At 66.6% G+C, this 14,797-nt stretch carries 12 protein-coding genes; 2 read left to right on the top strand and 10 right to left on the bottom strand.

Annotated features, from left to right (window positions below):
- From KHC24_RS00870 to KHC24_RS00830, 9 genes are all read right to left on the bottom strand, one after another.
- The gene (locus KHC24_RS00870) at window positions 1–1,266 is read right to left on the bottom strand and encodes a DUF3300 domain-containing protein (RefSeq protein ID WP_271180582.1); all 1,266 of its coding nucleotides are present in this window, start codon (window positions 1,264–1,266) and stop codon (window positions 1–3) included.
- A gap of 359 nt (window positions 1,267–1,625) precedes the next feature.
- Window positions 1,626–1,982, bottom strand: a complete 357-nt coding sequence (locus tag KHC24_RS00865; RefSeq protein WP_213358555.1) for a winged helix-turn-helix domain-containing protein — start codon at window positions 1,980–1,982, stop codon at window positions 1,626–1,628.
- 249 nt (window positions 1,983–2,231) lie between these two features.
- On the bottom strand, window positions 2,232–3,755 hold the full coding sequence (locus KHC24_RS00860) for a UxaA family hydrolase (RefSeq protein WP_213358554.1): 1,524 nt from the start codon (window positions 3,753–3,755) through the stop codon (window positions 2,232–2,234).
- A gap of 4 nt (window positions 3,756–3,759) precedes the next feature.
- A complete protein-coding gene (locus KHC24_RS00855; RefSeq protein WP_213358553.1) occupies window positions 3,760–4,770 on the bottom strand; it encodes a zinc-binding alcohol dehydrogenase family protein in 1,011 nt (336 codons plus the stop codon).
- A 110-nt stretch (window positions 4,771–4,880) separates the two neighbouring features.
- Window positions 4,881–5,681 carry a transporter substrate-binding domain-containing protein gene (locus KHC24_RS00850; protein WP_213358552.1) on the bottom strand — a complete coding sequence of 267 codons (801 nt, stop codon included), beginning with the start codon at window positions 5,679–5,681 and terminating at the stop codon, window positions 4,881–4,883.
- Window positions 5,682–5,733: 52 nt separating this feature from the next.
- Window positions 5,734–6,462, bottom strand: coding sequence for an amino acid ABC transporter ATP-binding protein (locus KHC24_RS00845; RefSeq protein WP_213358551.1), 729 nt, complete (start codon window positions 6,460–6,462; stop codon window positions 5,734–5,736).
- Complete coding sequence (locus KHC24_RS00840) at window positions 6,446–7,099, bottom strand: amino acid ABC transporter permease (protein WP_213358550.1); 654 nt, start codon at window positions 7,097–7,099, stop codon at window positions 6,446–6,448. Before KHC24_RS00840 ends, KHC24_RS00845 begins: the two co-directional genes overlap by 17 nt.
- A 10-nt stretch (window positions 7,100–7,109) precedes the next feature.
- Entirely contained in the window at window positions 7,110–7,793 is a 684-nt protein-coding gene (locus tag KHC24_RS00835; RefSeq protein WP_213358549.1) for an amino acid ABC transporter permease, read from the bottom strand.
- On the bottom strand, window positions 7,790–8,926 hold the full coding sequence (locus KHC24_RS00830; RefSeq protein WP_213358548.1) for a mannitol dehydrogenase family protein: 1,137 nt from the start codon (window positions 8,924–8,926) through the stop codon (window positions 7,790–7,792). Before KHC24_RS00830 ends, KHC24_RS00835 begins: the two co-directional genes overlap by 4 nt.
- Before the next feature lie 265 nt (window positions 8,927–9,191).
- Between KHC24_RS00830 and KHC24_RS00825 the strand changes: the two genes are divergently transcribed.
- Together KHC24_RS00825 and KHC24_RS00820 are read left to right on the top strand one after the other, a co-directional pair.
- Window positions 9,192–10,121: a GntR family transcriptional regulator gene (locus KHC24_RS00825; RefSeq protein ID WP_213358547.1), complete on the top strand. Its 930-nt coding sequence runs from the start codon at window positions 9,192–9,194 to the stop codon at window positions 10,119–10,121.
- The gene (locus KHC24_RS00820; protein WP_213358546.1) at window positions 10,118–11,053 is read left to right on the top strand and encodes a sugar kinase; all 936 of its coding nucleotides are present in this window, start codon (window positions 10,118–10,120) and stop codon (window positions 11,051–11,053) included. Before KHC24_RS00825 ends, KHC24_RS00820 begins: the two co-directional genes overlap by 4 nt.
- Before the next feature lie 25 nt (window positions 11,054–11,078).
- Here KHC24_RS00820 and KHC24_RS00815 read toward each other — a convergent pair whose 3' ends face one another.
- The gene (locus KHC24_RS00815; RefSeq protein WP_246545960.1) at window positions 11,079–14,795 is read right to left on the bottom strand and encodes an error-prone DNA polymerase; all 3,717 of its coding nucleotides are present in this window, start codon (window positions 14,793–14,795) and stop codon (window positions 11,079–11,081) included.
- Window positions 14,796–14,797: the final 2 nt, after the last annotated feature.

Here is a 14,797-nt window from a genome sequence, read left to right as displayed (position 1 = left end):
TCACCGTCTGTGACCGCCGCCGCCGGGACCGCCTCCGCCTCCGCCGCCGTGGCGGCCGCCACCACCGCGCGCCGGCGGCCGCGCCACCGACTGGCGGCTGACGCTGCCGCGCTGCGCATAGCCGTGCGCGCCGCCACCGGCGCGCACATCGCCAAAGGCGTTTGGCCGCGCCGCCGCCTTCGGCGAGGGACGGCTCGCGGCGCTCGGCCTCTGGGTCGGTGCGGGGCGCGCCGGGCGGGCGGAAGGCGCGGAAGGTCTTCCTGCCGCGTCGGGGCGCCCTGCGGCCGGCCGTTCCGGGCCGCCGGGCCGGCCGATGTCGGCTCGGCCGCCATCGGGGCGTCCCGGCCCGCCGATATTCGGCCGGTCGCCTCCGCCCGGTCCGACACCGCCGCCAGGGCGGTTGCCCGCGCCGGGGCGATCGATCCCACCCGGTCGATCAATCCCGCCCACCTCCGGCCGCGATCCCGCGCCGGGTCGGTTGCCTGGGCGGTTGCCGGGCTTGGCGAGCCCCGGCTTGCTTCCCTGGCCGGGGCGGTAGCGGTCCGCGTCCGGCCGCCACGGCCGGGTATTGCCGTTGCCGATATTGATGTCGTTGCCGATGTTGATGTTGCCGCCGGGCCGGTAGCCGGGATAGCCGGGCCAGCGCGGCGGATAGACCCACCCGCGTCCCCAGTCCCAGGCATTGTCGACCACCGCGCCGACCGCGACGCCGAGGCCGAAGCCGATCACGCCGGAGGCGAGGGGGGATACACCGGTTTCATACACCACGGCGGGATCGTAGCTCGGCACATAGATCACGCCGGGTTCGGTCGGCTCGATGACGATGTAGTCGGTGCCGCCCTGGGCCTCGACGGTGACGCGCTGCTGCGGCGTGCTGGTGAGGGCGCCGCTCTTCTGCGCTTCGCCGCGCAGCGCCTGGATGGTGGCGGCCACATCCTCCGGCTGGTTGACGAACGCGTCGCCGAGGTCGGTGGTGGCGTCGAGATCCTCGTTGAGCTTGGCGATCACCTGGGGAAACCGCGTCAATGCGATGACGGAGGGTTGCCATGATTGGGTATCGAGACCGCTGAAGTCGCCCTTCGCCACGGCGTCCTTGTTTTTGTCGAGCCAGCGTGCCGACTGGACGATCTCTATGGGATAGGCGCAGGACGGCAGCAACTGGGCGAGAAGGTCATCGGGATAAAGCGCGTAGGGCGCGAGCAGCTTGCGCAGCTCTTCCTGGGTGAAGCTCGCATCCGGTGCGGTGGCCGCGGGTGCAGCCGGCACGGCCGGTGCGGTTGATGAGGCGTCCTGGGCCCGCGCTTCGTGCGGGATGCCTGAACAGAGAAGGATTGAAGCGAGAAATGCCACCGGGACGGCGGACCTCAGCAGACCCTTCGAATCCCAATTCATGCCAACCTCTCGGAACGCCAGACTTGCCGCAGCTCACGCCTACAGACGACATTACTTATCTTGGAGGTAGATCGGCGTAGTGAAAAGAAGAAAAAAGGAGAGTTCTCAGCCGGCCAACAAAATTTTTTCATGCGGCGCAACATAAAGTGCGGATCGACAGCGGTTGTTCGTGTGTGGTTCGCGTGATGTCTGCGCGCCGTCGGCCGTTGCCGCACGTTCGTCCCGCGTTCCGATCAGTCGGCGTCGGCCGGTCTTTTCGCCGCATGCTCCTGCAGCGCGTCGAGATGCGGCTGCGCGGCGGCGGTGGCGAGCCGTTCGATCAGCCGGTAGCTTTCGATGAGTTGTTCGCCGAACGGGGTGAGCCGGGCGCCGCCGCCATGCTTGCCGCCGGTCTGCGAGACGATGACCGGCTCGCCGAAGAGCCGGCCGAGTTCGTCGACCAGGTCCCAGGCCCGGCGATAGGACATTTCCATGGCGCGGCCGCCGGCGGAGATCGAGCCGGTGCGGACGATGGCCTCCAGCAGGGCGATCTTGCCGGGCCCGATGCGGCCGTCGGGATCGAGGTCGATACGGATGGAGAGCGAGGCCATGGTTTCGGCGGTCCAGCGGGTCGAACGGTTCGCGGCGATGCGCGTGCCACCATCGACAGCTCCGTCGGGCGCGGCGCCGGACCAGCATGCCCGTCAGCGCGGCGGCGTCAAATGCCGTATCCGCTGAGACGATATCGCGACCGCGGGGCGTATGGGCGTTATCGGCGCATGGCACGCCTGGATGCCGAGGGGTCTGGAGAACCGGATAGGCGGGCCCGCGGCGGCGCGTCGGCCGCCGCGGAGCCGGCGCTACATCACCGCGCCGATCTGCCAGGGCACGAACTCGTTGCGGCCATAGCCGAGCATCTCCGATTTCGAGCGGCGGCCCGAAGCGATGTCCAGCACCAGCTGGAAAATCTCCCGGCCCTTTTCCTCGATGGAGACGCCATCGATGATGTCGCCGCAGTTGATGTCCATGTCCTCTTCCATCCGGGCGAAGAGGTCGGAGTTCGTCGCGAGCTTCACAGAGGGGGTCGGCTTGCAGCCATAGGCCGAGCCGCGCCCGGTGGTGAAGCACAACATATTGGCCCCACCGGCCACCTGACCGGTCGCGGCGACCGGGTCGTAGCCGGGGGTGTCCATGTAGACGAAACCCTTGCGATCGATCTTCTCGGCATAGCGATAGACGCCGCGCAGCGTCGAGGTGCCGCCCTTGGCCACCGCGCCCAGCGACTTCTCCAGAATGGTGGTAAGCCCGCCCGCCTTGTTGCCGGGGGAGGGGTTGTTGTTCAATTCGCCGCCGGTGCGCGCGGCATATTCCGTCCACCAATCAATGAGATCGACGATCTTGCGACCGACTTCCTCGCTCTCGGCGCGGCGGGTGAGCAGGTGTTCGGCGCCGAAGATCTCCGGCGTCTCCGAGAGGATGGCGGTGCCGCCGTGGCGCACCAAGAGGTCGACCGCCGCCCCCAGCGCCGGATTGGCGGTGAGGCCGGAATAGCCGTCCGAGCCGCCGCATTGCAGGGCGAGCGTCAGCTCGGAAGCGGGTACCGTGGTACGGCCGACCGCATTAGCATCGGTCAGCATCTCTTTGATTTTGCTGACACCAGCCTCTATCGACTTGCGGGTGCCGCCGCTCTCCTGAATGGTCAGGGTCTGGAAATGCGGCCCCTCGACGATGCCGTATTCCTTCATCATCCGCGGGATCTGGAACACTTCGCAACCGAGACCCACGACCAGTATCGAGGCGAAGTTCGGGTGGCTGGCATAACCCCACTGGGTGCGGGCCAGTATGTCGAACTCCTCGCCCTTCGAGGCCATGCCGCAGCCGGTGCCGTGGGTGAAGGCGACCACGCCGTCGATGTTCGGGTAATCGGCGAGAATGCCTGAGCGGGTCACGGCGTCGGCGATGAAGTCGGCCACCGTCGCCGAGCAGTTCACCGAGGAGAGGATGCCGATATAGTTGCGGGTGCCGACCCGCCCGTCGGCGCGGCGGAAGCCCTCGAAGGTGGCCGGCATCTCGCCGGGCAGCAGGCCGGTATCCGGCTTGGCTTCTGTGGCGAAGGCGTAGTCGCGCTCGAAATCGTGCAGCACGACATTGTGCTCGTGCACCCACTCGCCGGCCGGGATGTCGATGCCGGCAAAGCCGATGACCTGGCCGAACTTGCGGATCGCCTCGCCCTTGGGAATGGGGCGCGAGGCGACCTTGTGGCCCTTGGGGATCGTTCGGCCAGCCATGACGCCTTCGGGCAGCTCCGCACCCGCGGCGAGCTTGTCGACCGCGATGATGACGTTGTCGGCGTCGTTGAGACGAAGGATGCGCGGGGCGATCATCGGTTCAGACTTCCAATATCGCCTTGATGACGCCGGCTTCCGGCTTCAGCCAGGCGTCGAACAGCGCCGGGCCATCTGTGAGCGGGCCGCGATGGGTGTTGAGCGCGCGGGTCGGCACCTTGCCGGCCTCCATCTGCCGCACCACCTCGGCGAAATCGTCCGCCTGGGCGTTGCGGCTGGCGAAGAGGGTCGCCTCGCGCTTGTGGAATTCCGGGTCGGAGAAGGTGATGTCGGTGCGTACCACGCTCACCAGCACATAGCGGCCGGCATGGGCGAGGAAGCCGAAGCCCCGCTGCATCGCCGCCGCATTGCCGGTGGCGTCGATCACCACGTCGTAGAAATCGCCGCTGGTCAGGCGCTTGGCGGTCTCTTCGGCCTGCGCGTCGGCGATCAGCATCTGGTCGGCGCCGAGCTCGTTGATGGTGAAGGCGATGCGGTCCTCGCGCAGGTCCATCACCGTGACATGAGCGCCGCGCGCCTTGGCGAAGATGATCGCCGACATGCCGATCGGGCCGGAGCCGACCACCAGCACGCGGTCGTCGGCGGTGATGCCGCCGCGCTTCACGCCATGGGCGCCGATGGCGAGGAACTCGATCATCGCCGCCTCATCGAGTGAGGCGGTGCCGGCGGGCACGACATTGCCGACCGGCACGCAGAGGAATTCCGCCATGCCGCCGTCGCGATGCACGCCGAGCACATTGATGTTCATGCAGGCATTGTTCACGCCCTTGCGGCAGGCGTGGCAGGTGCCGCAGGACAGGTACGGCACGATGTAGACGTTCTGGCCATTGGTCAGTCCGCTGCCTTCCGGTGCGCTCTCCACCGTGCCGGAGAGCTCGTGGCCCATGACGCGCGGATAGGCGAGGAAAGGGTGCTGGCCCTTGTATATGTGAAAGTCCGTGCCGCAGATGCCGACACGACGGATGCGGATCAGCGCCTCGCCCGGACCCGGCACCGGCTCGGGACGGCTGATGACCGACAGGCGGCCGGGTTCATCGCAGATCAGGGCTTTCATCGCAGCACGCTTTCCAGAGCAGGCATTTGCCAAAGAGAAGGCTAGAAGAAGATGCGGCCCGGCTTGGGGAGCTCGTCGCCCGGGTCGCCGGGCCGCAGTCGGGAGGCTCGTCAGTTGGTCGCCGGCAGGGTATCCGGCAGCGGCACGCCGTTGTACTTCACGTAGATCTCGCGCAGCTTGCCGCTGGCGAGGTCCTTGGCGATCCACTCGTTCAAACGGGTGCGCAGCGCCTCGTCGCCCTTGCGCAGGCCGATGGCGTAAGGATTGGTCTTCAGGATGATCTTGGTCTCAAGCGGATCGTTCGGGCGGCGCTGGTTCACCGCCGCCATCACCTGCGGCGAGGAACCCATCACGTCGACCTGGCCGGAGACCAGCGCGGTGATCAGGGTGGCGTCGTCGTCATAGCGGACGATTTCGGCGTTCTTGATCTGCGAGGTGACTTCCTTGTCGTTGGTCGAGCCGCGCGTGGTGCCGATGCGCTTGCCGGCGAGGTCGTCAATGGTCTTGATCGCGGTGCCCTTGGGGGCGGCGACGACGATCTGGATCACGCCATAGGCGTTGGAGAAGTCGATCACCTTCTTGCGCTCCTCGTTCACCGAGAAGGAGGCCATGACGATGTCGGCCTTGCCAGTGAGCAGGAAGGGCACGCGGTTGGGGCTGGTCACCTGCACGATTTCCAGCGGCACGCCGAGATCGGCGGCGAGCAGCCGGGCGCTCTCGACGTCGGAGCCGGTCGGCTGCATCTGCGCGTCGGCGAGGCCGAAGGGCGGCGAGCCGAGATCGATGGCGACCAGAAGCTTGCCGCGCTTCTTGATGTCGTCGAGCGTATCGGCGGCGGCCGGCCCCGCGAGGCTGAAGGAGCCGGCGAGGCCGGCAAGTGCGGTGGCGGTCAGGAATGTGCGGCGGTTCATGGTTTCCTCCCTGGAATTGCTGATGCGGCCGTGGCGTCGGCAGCGGTGAATGTCAGAGGCCGCTGCCGACGAAGTCGGCGAGCTCGGCAGTGTTGGGTTTGTCCAGCATGGCGCCGGGTCCGGTCTCCCAGACCTTGCCCTTGTGCATGTAGACGACCTGGCTCGCGACCTTGCGGGCGAAGGCCATCTCGTGGGTGACGAGGATCATCGTCATGCCGCCGCGCGCGAGGTCTTCCATCACCTTCAGCACTTCGCCGGTGAGCTGCGGGTCGAGCGCCGAGGTCACTTCGTCGAACAGCATCAGCTTCGGCTGCATGGCGAGCGAGCGGGCGATGGCCACGCGCTGCTGCTGGCCGCCGGAGAGCTGCTCGGGAAAGTGATCGGCCTTCTCGGCGAGGCCGACGCGGCGCAGCACGTCGTGGGCGAGGTCGCGTGCCTCCGCCTTCGACTTGTTCTTCACGCAGGTCGGGGCGAGCATGATGTTCTGCTCGGCGGTGAGATGCGGGAACAAATTGTAGCTCTGGAACACGATGCCGACGTCGCGGCGCAGCGAGCGGCGGTCGAGCTTGGCGTCGTGGACGGCATGGCCGCACACGTCGATGGTGCCGCCATCGATGGTCTCCAGCGCGTTGATGCAGCGCAGGGCGGTGGACTTGCCGGAGCCCGACTGGCCGATGACGGCGGCGACTTCGCCGCGGCCAACTTCGAAGGAGACGCCGTCCAGCACCTTGTTGGTGCCGAAGCTCTTGTGAACATTGGACAGTTTAACGACGGCTGACATTGAGCTTCCTTTCCAGCCGCCGGCTCCAGGTCGAGAGCGGGAAGCAGATCGCGAAATAGATCGCCGCCACGACCATGAAGACGGTGAAGGGCTCGAAGATCGAGTTGTTGATGAGCTTGCCGGCCTGGGCGAGCTCGACGAAGCCGACCACCGAGGCGAGCGAGGTGTTCTTGACGATCTGGACCAGGAACCCCACCGTCGGAGGGGTGGCGATGCGTATCGCCTGCGGCAGGATCACCCGCGTCATGCGCTGCCATGGCGTCAGCGCCAGGCATTCGGCGGCTTCCCACTGGGTCTTCGGCACCGACTCCAGGCAACCGCGCCAGATTTCGGCGAGGAATCCGGAGGAATAGATCGTCAGGCCGATGCCGGCAGCGATCAGCGCCGGTACTTCCTGGAAGCCGACGATGGCGATGCCGAAATAGATCAGGAACAGCAGGATCAGCAGCGGCGTGCCCTGCACGACCTGGATGTAGACGATGGCGGCATAGCGCACCCCACGGAACGGCGAGATTCGCATCAGCGCCACGGCGAAGCCGACGAGGCCGCCGCCAACGAAGGCGATGGCGGACAGGCCGAGCGTCCACATGGCCGCCCAACCGAGGAATTCGAGATGTACGAGGCTGAAACTCGGCATGATCAGACCCTCACAGCGCCGTGCCGAGCTTGCGTTTGCGCACGAAGACCGCGAGGCCGAACAGCCAGAGCGCGATGCGCACAACGAAAGACAAAGCGAGATAGATGATGCCGACGACGATGTAGGTCTCGAAGGAGCGGAAGGTGTCGGACTGGATACGGTTGGCGACCGCCGTCAGCTCTTCCGCGGAGATTTGTGAGGTGATCGATGAGGCCAGCATCAGCAGCACATACTGGCTGGTGAGCGCCGGATAGACCCGTTCGATGGCCGGGCGGATGACGACGTGCCAGTAGATCTGCGGCTTGGAGAGCCCGAGACAATCGGCGGCCTCCAGCTGCGACTTGTGCACGGATTCGAGGCCGGCGCGCACGATCTCGCAGGTATAGGCGCCGACATTGACCACCAGCGCGACCACCGCCGCGGTGTTCGCCGAGACGCGCACGCCGAGGGTGGCGATGCCGAAATAGACGATGAACACCTGCACAAGCAGCGGGGTGTTGCGGATGATCTCGACATAGCTCCCCACCAGGAACTTCACCCAGGGCGGGCCGTCGGAGCGGCCGATGGCGCACAGCGTGCCGACGATGAAGCCCGCGACGGTCGATACCGCCGAGAGTTGCAGCGTGAGCCAGGCGCCCTGCAGGAATTCCGGCCAGTAGGCCAGCAGCGAGGAGAAGTCGAACTGATAGGTCATGCCGGAACCTGCTGCGCGTGCCGCGCCACCAGGGCGTCGAGCACCGGCGTGGCGGGCGCGCCGGGTTGGCCGGCGAGCCAGTCGAGGAAGGCCTTGATCCGCCGCTCGACCTTCACTGCATGGTTCTGCGCAATGTCGGCGATGCGGTGGTCGAGGAAGGGATTGCGGAAGCGGTCGAGCGTCACCGCGACATAGCTGTCTGCCTCCCCGCCCATTCCCCTGGCCTTGAAGCCGGGAACGACCTCCTGCGCGTAAAGCGCATCGAGCCGGGCGCGGACGGCCTCGTCCGCCAGGATGGCACGCACCGTCTCGCCGGCCGGGCGGCCTTCGCTCGCCCAGATGTCGGCGAGGAAGGTGTGGCCGAGATTGAGGATATGCAGCTTCAGCCGCTCGAAGGGGTCGAGATCGCCGGTGAGCACGACGTTCGGGTGCGAGAAGGGCAAGGCGAGGCCGGGCTGCGCCTCGATCGCCCACAGCGCATAGGGCTCGGCGACGGCGCCGACCGGCTCGATGGGCTCGGAGACGATGCGGTCGACCAGGGTGTTGGCGAAGATCACCTCACGGTCGAGCCACTCCGCGAAGGCGGCCGGGGCGCCGCTGGCGATGGCGAGTTCCTTCACCGCCGCCTTAAGCACTTCGCCGTTGCGGTTTATCAGCTCGCAGGGCAGCACGGTCACCGGTGCGCCGCCTTCGCTCCAGCGGTGATGGAGCAGGGCGGCCAGCTTGCCGGGAAACGAGAGCGGCGCGCCGCCGGCGAGCAGCGTCGGGCTGCGATCCTCAGCGGCGATCTCATAGCCGGCGTCACCCATATTGGAAACGACAATGCCGGCCTCGTCGGCGAACAGCGCCTTCAGCGCTTCCCAATCGGTCGCCGCCGACAGGCCGCGATCAACCGCGCGCACCGTAACCTGGCGCTCGACGGGGAGACCCTCCACCATGCCGCGTATGATCACCGGATAGCCTTCCGGTCGGCCGAAGGCAGAGACGCGCCCGGCGCGGGCAGCGGAACCGGAGGCCTGCACCACGGCGATGGGGCCGATATCCTGACCAGCCTCGCGCGCTTCATGGACGAAGAGATCCACATGCGCCTGGAGGAAGCGGCTGGTGCCGAACTGGACGATACGCGTGCTCACGAACGGCGCGCTCCCAAGAGGCAAACGACAGGCGCCGCAATGGAGGCGTGAGCCTCATGCGGTGCAATCCATTGAAAGGAAATATGATTCTTGCAGCCGCTCGCGCGCCACATGTCGTGCTCCCTCACCTGACGTCATTATTGTTTTTTGTCTCTTATATATAAAAATCCACGGTAGACGCGGCGTGTCAATCTGTTTTTAATGTAAAAAAAACGACGCTGCGGAAAGAGCGGCGCTTGGGAGAAAACGACAAGCTAGAGGCCGCATGAAGGGCAATACCGTCTTCAAACGTAGCTATAACCAGTGCTTGCGCCAGCTGGCGGGGCACCCGATCGGCGCTGCGCTGCCCTCGGAGAGCGAGTTCTCACAATTGCTCGATGTCAGCCGCACGACGGTGCGCGCGGTGCTGGCGTCATTGGCCAAGGCCGGAATTGCCAGTGGCGGCGTGGGCGGGCGCGTCCTGCAGCGCCATCCGCTGGCGACCGACTATTTCCCCGACATGCAGACGCTTTCCGCGGGTGCCGCGGTCGAGCGGCGCTTCATGGAGTGGATTCTCCAGGGCGATTTCCGCGCCGGCCAATTGCTGAACGCCGCCGAACTTGCCCGCCAGTTCGGCACCTCGACCACCACCATTCGCGAGCATCTGGCGCAGTTCCAGCATTTTGGCCTGCTCGAGCGCCGGCCGAACAGTGCGTGGCTCTATAAGGGCGTGACACCGGACTTCGCGGCCGAAATCTATGATGTGCGCGAGATGTTCGAGCTGCGCGCGACCCGGAACTTCATCGAATTGGCGAATGATTCGCCGCCCTGGCGGGAACTCGACGTCATCGAGGCGGAGCACCGTGCGCTGCTGGCGAATATCGACACGGAATATCAGTCGTTTCCCCAGCTCGACGAACGGCTGCATCGCCTCATTCATGAAACCTCAGGTAATCGATTCATTATCGATTTCTACGATATCGTCTCGACATTCTTTCACTATACCTATCGTTGGAACAGGTCGGACGAGAAACAACGTAATACCATCGCACTTCTTGAGCATCTCGACTATATCGAGGCGCTGCGCAGCCGGGACCAGCGCGCCATTGACGCGCGCTGCCGTAAACATCTGCGCACCGCCCGCGCCACGCTGGCGCGCTCGATCGCGTTCGGTCCCTTTCGCGTCCCGTCCAGCCCTGTCGGAGTTTCTTCGTGACCAAGGTTTTTGCCAGCATCGGCGAGTGCATGATCGAATTGGCCGATGCCGGCGGCGGGCTCTACCGTCGCGGCTTCGCCGGCGACACGCTGAACACGGCGTGGGGCGTGCGCGGGCTGACCGATCCCGCGCAAGTGTCGGTGCGTTATGTCACGCGGGTGGGCGATGACGCCGCGTCGGAGGAGATGCTGGGTTTCTTTTCCAGAGCAGGGATCGACACCAGCCATGTCGGCCGCGTGCCGGGCCGGCCGGTCGGGCTCTACATGATCGCGCTGCAGGGTTTCGAACGCAGCTTCACCTATTGGCGCGACAGCTCGGCGGCAAGGCTGCTCGCGGCCGACCTCGGCGCCTTGCGGGCGGCGCTCGCCGATGCGGATTGCGTCTATCTTTCCGGCATCACGCTGGCGATCCTGCCGCCGGAACATCGCGGCAATCTGTTCGCCGCGCTCGCCGAGGTGAGGGAACGTGGCGCCATGATCGCCTTCGACGCCAATGTCAGATTGCGGCTGTGGCCGAGCTTGGACGCGTTGCGGGTCGGGTTGGAGGAGGGCTATCGCGCGGCGACCATTGCGCTGCCGACCTTCCCTGATGAGAGCGAGCTGTTCGGTGATGCCTCTGCCGAGGAGATGGTCGTTCGAATAGCTGGCTATGGAGTGCCGGAAATCGTGGTGAAGGACGGTGCGGAACCCTGCACGCTGCAAGCGGAGGGCCGCATCGAGGCCATACCGGCGGTGCGGGTGGCCGAACCTCTCGATACCACCGGCGCCGGCGACAGTTTCAATGCCGGCTATCTTGCCGCGCGCCTTGCCGGACAGAACCCGGCGGAAGCGGTGCGGCTGGCGCATAAGGTGGCGGCCCGCGTGATTTGCAGCCGTGGCGCGCTGATCGACATGACGGCGCTGCGGCAGGTCACGCAGGCCGAGCCGGCCTGAGGGGCGCCGAGCCGGGGAGGGCGGCTCAATGAAAGTCGCGTGACTTCGGCAGAAGCCGCACATTCCGCGGATGCCCGCGGGTGGAATTGCGGCCGCCGAGAACGTGTTCCTCCGGCGGTTCGCCGCTTCCCGGATTGACATCCGGCCCGGCTCGCCCGCGTGGAGCCTCGAACAGGCGGGCGAGTTCGGCGGTGCGGTCGAGTATCCGTTCGCCCATCAGATGCACCACGCCATCCTTGCTCTTCTGCACCCGCCCCTCCACCACCACGAGGCGGGCACCCATCACCTGTGCGCGGTAGCGCTCGAACAAGCGTGCCCAGATGAGCACGTTGACGATGCCGGTCTCGTCCTCCAGCGTCATGAAGATGGCGTTGCCCTTGCCGGGCCGCTGGCGCACCAGCACGATGCCGGCGGTACGCAGGAAGGCGCCGTCGCGGCTCGCGGCCACCTCGGCACTGGACAGCACCCGCTCGGCCGCGAAGACGGGCCGCAGCATGCCCATGGGATGCCCCTTCAGTGACAGGCGGGTCGTCTGGTAGTCGATGGCGATCTGCTCCGGGAGCGGCATGACGGGCAGCGGCGTATCGTGCTCCTCGCCGAGTTCGCGGGCATCGGCGGCGGCGAACAGCGGCATCGGCGCATCGTCCGGCAGCCGTCGTACCGCCCAGGCCGCGTCGCGGCGGGAAAGGCCCATGGAGCCGAAGGCGTCGGCCTCGGCGAGCTTCGTCAGCGTGGCGGTCGGTAAACCGGTGCGACGGGCGAGGGTCTCGATGTCCGGATAGCCACCGCCGCGGGCTTTGGCGAGTTGTTCGCCGGCGGTTTCACCGACGCCATCGACCTGGCGGAAGCCGAGGCGCAGCGCCAGCGCACCGTCGACCCGCTCCTCCAGCGTGCAATCATGGTCGCTGTGATTGACATCGACGGGGCGGATTTCCACGCCGTGTTCGCGGGCGTCGCGCACGATCTGCGCCGGGGCGTAGAAGCCCATGGGCTGGGCGTTGAGCAGCGCGCAGGCGAAGGCGGCCGGGTGCCGGCATTTGATGTAGGCGGAGATGTAGACCAGCTTGGCGAAGGAGGCGGCATGGCTCTCCGGAAAGCCATATTCGCCGAACCCCTTGATCTGCTCGAAGCAGCGCGCGGCGAAGGCGGGCTCGTAGCCGCGCGCCGTCATGCCGTGGATCAGCTTGTGCTGGAATTCGCCGATCGTGCCGATATTGCGGAAGGTCGCCATGGCGCGGCGCAGCTGGTTGGCCTCCACATCGGAGAATTTGGCGGCGACCATGGCAAGATGCATGGCCTGTTCCTGGAACAGGGGGACGCCTTCGGTGCGGAACAGCACGTCTTTCAGCTCATCCGGATCGTGCGGAGGTGCGGGTGAAGGGTAAGTGACGGCTTCCGACCCTTCCCGCCGGCGCAGATAGGGATGCACCATGTTGCCCTGGATCGGCCCCGGCCGGACGATCGCCACCTGGATCACGAGGTCGTAGAGTTTTCGCGGCTTCAGCCGCGGCAGCATGTTGATCTGCGCCCGGCTCTCCACCTGGAACACGCCGATGGAATCGCCACGGCACAGCATGTCGTAGACGTCGTCCTGTTCCTTCGGCACCTCGGCGAGGCCGTAATCGAGGCCCTCATGTTCTCTCAACAGGTCGAGCGCCTTGCGGATGCAGGTGAGCATGCCGAGCGCCAATACATCGACCTTCATCAGGCCGAGTTCATCGATATCGTCCTTGTTCCACTCGATGAAGGTCCGGTTTTCCATGACCGCCGGGCCGATGGGCACGATCTCGTCGAGCCGGCCGCGGGCCAGCACGAAGCCGCCGACATGCTGGGAGAGGTGGCGCGGAAAACCGATGAGGCGCTGGGCGAGGCCGATCACCCGAGCGACGGTCGGGTTGTCCGGATCGAGGCCGGCCTCGCGGGCGCGGCGGGTTTCGATCTTGCCCCAGCTGCCCCAGATCGTGCCGGCGAGCTGGGCGGTGACATCCTCGGTGAGGCCGAGCACCTTGCCGACATCGCGGAAGGCGCTGCGTGGGCGATAGGAGATGACGGTGGCGACGATGCCGGCGCGGTCGCGCCCATAGCGCCTGTAGACATACTGCATCACCTCCTCGCGCCGCTCATGCTCGAAATCGACGTCGATGTCCGGCGGCTCGCGGCGTTCGCGGGCGATGAAGCGGGAGAAAAGCAGATTGCTGGTTGCCGGATCGACGGCGGTGATGCCGAGCACATAGCAGACGGCGGAGTTCGCCGCCGAGCCGCGCCCCTGGCACAGGATGCGGTTGCTCTCGGCGAAATCGACGATGTCGCGGATGGTGAGGAAATACGGCGCATAGCCGAGCTCGGCGATCAGAGAAAGCTCGGTCTTCAGCTGCGCCTCGACCTTCTCCGGCACCCCGGCCGGATAGCGGATGGCGGCGCGGCGCCAGGTGAACTCCTCCAGCCAGCCCTGCGGCGTGTAGCCGGGCGGCACCGGTTCCTCGGGGTATTCATATTTCAATTCGCCGAGAGAGAACTCGATGCGGTCGAGGAAATCGCGTGTCTCGGCAATGGCTTCCGGCGCCTCGCGGAACAGGCGGGCCATCTCCTCGGGCGATTTCAGGTGCCGCTCGGCATTGGCCTCGAGCAGCCGGCCGGCGGCCTCGATGGTGGTGCCGTGACGTATGCAGGTGAGCACGTCCTGCAGGTCGCGCTGGTCGGGGTGGTGGTAGAGCACGTCGTTGACGGCGAGCAGCGGCACGCCGGCACGGATGGCGCAGGCCTTCAGCCCGACGAGGCGACGGCGGTCATCGCCTCGTCGCGGCATGTCGGCGGCGAGCCACAGCGAGCCGGGCGCCGCCGCGTGGAGGCGGGCGAGGATGTCGTCCAGCCCGTCGATCCGGCGCGGCGGCATCAGGATGAGCGACAGGCCGCCGGCATCGGCGAGGAGATCGTCGAGAAGAAGCCGGCATTCGCCCTTGATGCCGGAGCGCATGTTGCCGGCCGTGAGCAGGCGGCAGAGCCGCCCCCAGCCGATACGGCTCTGGGCATAGGCGAGGATGTCCGGCGTGCCGTCGGCGAAGGCTAGCCGGGCGCCGACGGCGAGCTTGAAGGGCAGGGGAGGCAGCGACGCATCGGCAGCGCCGGGGGATGACGGCCCGGCACCCGCCATGTCGTCAGCAATGCCCGTTGCTGTCTGGAGGGGAAGGGACGGGAAGAGGGCGACATTGTCGGCCGGTGCGATATCCGTGGGGCCGGTACCGATGGGGTCCACATGGGTCCCGCGCCGCTTGACCGGGAGCGCGGCGATGGGCTGGCCGTCTTCCGGCGTCGGACCTTCCTCGTGCCGCTCGCCATGTCCGCCGCCTCTGGGATGCGTGCCGTCCCTGTCATCGGGGACGTGTTCGAGCCGGATGGCCGCCTGCCCATTTTGCTGACCGCGCGCGTCCTCGTTGCCGCGCGCGTCCTTCTCGCCGTTGCCTTTCCCGGCCTCTTCGATATCGGCGCGGTTTGGCGATGCCTTCCCATGCTCGGCCTTCCATTTCTCCTGCTTCCACTTCTCTTGCCTGATCTCCTCGGCGTGCCTCACCGCCGCATAGGCACGCACCACGCCGGCCACGGTGTTGCGGTCGGCAATGCCGATGCCGCCATGGCCGAGCGCGAGCGCTTCCTCCACCAGTTCCGCCGCGTGCGACGCCCCGCGCAGGAAGGAGAAATTGCTGGTGACCGCGAGTTCCGCATAAAAGCCAACCGCCTTGCTCATGC

The organism is Ancylobacter defluvii, from assembly GCF_018390605.1.
GTDB classification, from domain to species: domain Bacteria; phylum Pseudomonadota; class Alphaproteobacteria; order Rhizobiales; family Xanthobacteraceae; genus Ancylobacter; species Ancylobacter defluvii.
This window is presented reverse-complemented; position numbering and strand designations above follow the sequence as displayed.

What these genes read in the sequence shown, in the direction of transcription:
- KHC24_RS00865 (WP_213358555.1), bottom strand. Translation starts at nt 1,982, where the DNA reads ATGGCCTCGCTCTCCATCCGTATCGACCTCGATCCCGACGGCCGCATC.
- KHC24_RS00860 (WP_213358554.1), bottom strand. Translation starts at nt 3,755, where the DNA reads ATGATCGCCCCGCGCATCCTTCGTCTCAACGACGCCGACAACGTCATC.
- KHC24_RS00855 (WP_213358553.1), bottom strand. Translation starts at nt 4,770, where the DNA reads ATGAAAGCCCTGATCTGCGATGAACCCGGCCGCCTGTCGGTCATCAGC.
- KHC24_RS00850 (WP_213358552.1), bottom strand. Translation starts at nt 5,681, where the DNA reads ATGAACCGCCGCACATTCCTGACCGCCACCGCACTTGCCGGCCTCGCC.
- KHC24_RS00845 (WP_213358551.1), bottom strand. Translation starts at nt 6,462, where the DNA reads ATGTCAGCCGTCGTTAAACTGTCCAATGTTCACAAGAGCTTCGGCACC.
- KHC24_RS00840 (WP_213358550.1), bottom strand. Translation starts at nt 7,099, where the DNA reads ATGCCGAGTTTCAGCCTCGTACATCTCGAATTCCTCGGTTGGGCGGCC.
- KHC24_RS00835 (WP_213358549.1), bottom strand. Translation starts at nt 7,793, where the DNA reads ATGACCTATCAGTTCGACTTCTCCTCGCTGCTGGCCTACTGGCCGGAA.
- KHC24_RS00825 (WP_213358547.1), top strand. Translation starts at nt 9,192, where the DNA reads ATGAAGGGCAATACCGTCTTCAAACGTAGCTATAACCAGTGCTTGCGC.
- KHC24_RS00815 (WP_246545960.1), bottom strand. Translation starts at nt 14,795, where the DNA reads ATGAGCAAGGCGGTTGGCTTTTATGCGGAACTCGCGGTCACCAGCAAT.